General features: G+C 72.6%; 4 protein-coding genes. 1 reads left to right on the plus strand and 3 read right to left on the minus strand.

Annotated features, from left to right (window positions below; all coding sequences use genetic code 11):
- Positions 1-447: 447 nt before the first annotated feature.
- On the plus strand, positions 448-1,143 hold the full coding sequence (locus AOK16_RS24385; protein WP_079101755.1) for a HEAT repeat domain-containing protein: 696 nt from the start codon (positions 448-450) through the stop codon (positions 1,141-1,143).
- 62 nt (positions 1,144-1,205) lie between these two features.
- On the opposite strand, the gene AOK16_RS26185 is transcribed toward AOK16_RS24385, so the two are convergent.
- The 3 genes from AOK16_RS26185 to AOK16_RS24395 all read right to left on the minus strand — a co-directional run.
- Entirely contained in the window at positions 1,206-1,469 is a 264-nt protein-coding gene (locus tag AOK16_RS26185; RefSeq protein WP_079101757.1) for a hypothetical protein, read from the minus strand.
- 150 nt (positions 1,470-1,619) lie between these two features.
- Positions 1,620-2,165, minus strand: coding sequence for a GNAT family N-acetyltransferase (locus AOK16_RS24390; protein WP_055474265.1), 546 nt, complete (start codon positions 2,163-2,165; stop codon positions 1,620-1,622).
- A 27-nt stretch (positions 2,166-2,192) separates the two neighbouring features.
- Positions 2,193-3,197: Rv2578c family radical SAM protein (locus AOK16_RS24395; RefSeq protein WP_055474266.1), on the minus strand; the 1,005-nt coding region annotated here is incomplete at its 5' end.

Consider the following 3,197-nt stretch of genomic DNA (forward strand, 5'->3'; position numbering starts at 1 on the left):
GAAGAGGGGGCCGAAGTGGGGGAAGTGATGGGATCCGGTGTGGACAGAGGGTCCATCGCGAGACTCCTGAGGGTGTTCCCCGGGCCCGGCCGCGGGGAGAGTGACGACTGAGGGGTTCCGTCGTGCGCGCGGTGCGTGCCTCGTCTGGAGGGTGCGTGAACGGGCGTACGCGGAAGGGGAGTTGCGTGATGTGGTGATGCACGGCGGGCAGACCGAAGCTGCCCGGCGGGAAGGCGGCCAGGCCCTGTCCCGGGGCCATGCCGTACTGCGTGCTCTTCTGCGCGGTGTGCGGTGCGGTGCGAAGACCGACCGCACGGCGGCTGCGTCACCAGGCCGCCCGAGCGGGTGTGCCCGTACCAAGAGGCTAACTCGCGAGTAACCGAGTCCGCCAGGGGAAGTTGGCGGGGAAAGCTGTGGCGCGGGCCACGGCGGGGGAGAGGCCGGGGAATGGAAGACGAATTTCGCGCTTTGGCGCGCCGCTCGCGGGCGGAACTGACGGGACCGGAGCAGCAGAAGACCCACGAGCGACTGCTCGCCCTGGCGTCCTCGGCTTTACGAGACGGCGGCGACGGTCGCGGTGACGGCAGTCGCGGTGACGGCGGAGGGCCGGGTGTGGCCGGGGTGTCGGGTGGCGGTGGCGGGAACCATGAGTTGGCTCAGGTTCTGACCGAGCCCGGGCAGCCGCTGTGGGCGCGGGAGATCGCGGCTTACGGGCTCGGCTGCGCCGGCGACCGGCGGGCCTTCGAGACGCTGGTGCTGCTGCTCAACCACCGCGACCCGCCGCGCTGCGCGACCGCGGCCGTCGCGCTGGCCCGGCTCGGCGACCCCCGCACCGCCCGGGCCGCCGCGGCCCTCGCGACCAACCCGCTGCGCACCGCGTACGCCCTCCACCCCGTCCGGCTGCTGACCGCCCTGCGCGCGCCCGAGTCCGTACCGGCGCTCACCGCGACCCTGCGGCGCCTGCTGGCGCCGAGGGACGCGGCCACCGCCTCGGTGGACTCCCACGCGCGCGTGGCCCTCGCGTGCGTGGAGGGCCTGGGCGCGCTGGGTGACGCCGGCGCGATCCCGACCCTGGCATCGGCCCGCGACCATCCCCGCCTCACCGCCGCGGCCGCGGCGGCCCTTGCGCGGCTGGGAAGTTGAGGGGGCGTCAAGGTGCTGCCGACCGCCTGGGCTCGGTTACAGGCGGCCGGCCGGCGGTTCGGCTACAGGCCGATCAGCCATGCGAAGGGTGGTAGTTCGGCCGCGCGGCAGTAGACGTCCACCGCCCATGGGGCGAGCGCTGCCAGCGGGTGCAGTCGGGAGCCTTCCAGACTGGCGAGCAGTCGTGCGCTGTGCTGGAGGCACCCGGTGATCTCTGTTCCGTCCGCCGTTAACGTCGTCACCGCCGTCCACGGCCCGTCACACGGTTTGGGGTCCTTCTCGTCGGCCGCGGAGCATCGTTGGGCCGCCCCCGTACGCAGATCCATTCCTGCCTCCCCCTGGCTGGATGTCGCCCCTGAAGAATGCCCGAATCAATCCTATTTACAGGCTGGTTGACGGATCGATAGGCAGGTCTTTTGCCGCACATTGCCCTCGTGCGCCCCTTTCGGGCCCGCGTACGCCTCGCGCACGGGGTGCTATTGGCGATGGGTGCCTTGCGGCAGCGGCAGCGGCAGCGGCAGCGCGTAGCGGAGTTCCGGGACCGGGACGCCGTCCACCTCGTAGGGTTCCTCCGCGCCGTCGGGGGTGAAGCCGGCGGATTCGTAGAAGCGGCGGGCTCGGGTGTTGCCCTGAAGAACCCACAGGCGCAGGTGCGCGTGGCCGCGGGCCGTGGCGCGGCGGACGGACTCCGTGAGCAGGGCCCGGCCGACGCCGGTGGCCACCTGGTCGGGCCGCACGTAGAGCGCGTACAGCTCGCCGTCCCCCGGCTCGGCGTCCTCGTCGCGGCACGGGCCCGTACAGGACCAGCCCACGACGCTGCCGCCGCGCTCGGCCACGAGGTTGTCCGCCGCCAGGCGTCCGCGCGCGAAGTGCTCGCGGCGCCGCTCGGCGTCCTCCTCGACGGTCATCGCATCGAGGTACGCCTGCGGCATCAGCCCGGCGTACGCGAACTGCCATCCGCGCACCCTGATGGCCGCGACCGCCTCGATGTCCGCCTCCGTCATCTCCCGCACGCGCAGCATGGCCGACAGGTTAGGCGCCGGACAGGGCTAGAGCAGGGTCAACTGCGTGGATTGCGGTTCCGTGGCGGCGGGCTCCGCCGGGGCCGGCAGCCGCCGTGGGCCGCCCGGCCGGGAGGGTCCTATGCCGAACTCCGTCGCGTACTCGTGCACTTGGCGGGTGATCCGCCGCTGGTACCACTTGGGGGCGTACGCGCTGTCCGCGTACATCGTCTCGTACCGCCGGACCAGCTGCGGGTGGTGCCGCGCCAGCCATGCCATGAACCACTCCCGCGCCCCGGGCCGCAGATGGAGGACGAGCGGGGTCACGGAGGTCGCGCCCGCCGCCGCGATCGCCCGCACGGTCGCGCGCAGTTGGCCGGGGGAGTCGCCGAGGAACGGGATGACCGGGGCCATCAGGACCCCGCACGGGATGTCGTTGGCCGTCAGCGTCCGGCACACCTCCAGGCGCCGCTCCGGCGACGGCGTCCCCGGCTCGACCGTGCGCCACAGCTCGCGGTCGAGGAAGCCGACCGAGACGGAGGTGCCGACGTTCGTCACCGCGGCCGCCTGCCGCAGCAGTTCGAGGTCGCGGAGGATCAGCGTGCCCTTCGTCAGGATCGAGAAGGGGTTCGCGTAGTCGCGGAGCGCGGCGAGGATGCCCGGCATCAGTCCGTAGCGCCCCTCCGCCCGTTGGTAGCAGTCGACGTTCGTGCCCATCGCGATGTGCTCGCCCTGCCATCTGCGGGAGGCCAGCTCCCGGCGCAGCAGATCGGGGGCGTTGACCTTGACGACGATCTGCGAGTCGAACCCGGCGCCGGTGTCCAGGTCCAGATAGCCGTGGGTCTTGCGGGCGAAGCAGTAGACGCACGCGTGCGTGCAGCCGCGGTACGGGTTCACCGTCCACTCGAAGGGCATACGCGAGGCGCCCGGCACCCGGTTCACGATCGTGCGCGCCCGGATCTCGTGGAAGGTGATCCCGCGGAACTCGGGGGTGTCGAATGTGCGGGTCACCGCGTCCGTACCGAAGAGCGCGGGCGCCGCGGTCGCGGCGCC

Origin of the sequence: Streptomyces pathocidini, from assembly GCF_001418495.1 — a bacterium.
In the GTDB taxonomy this organism is placed as follows: domain Bacteria; phylum Actinomycetota; class Actinomycetes; order Streptomycetales; family Streptomycetaceae; genus Streptomyces; species Streptomyces pathocidini.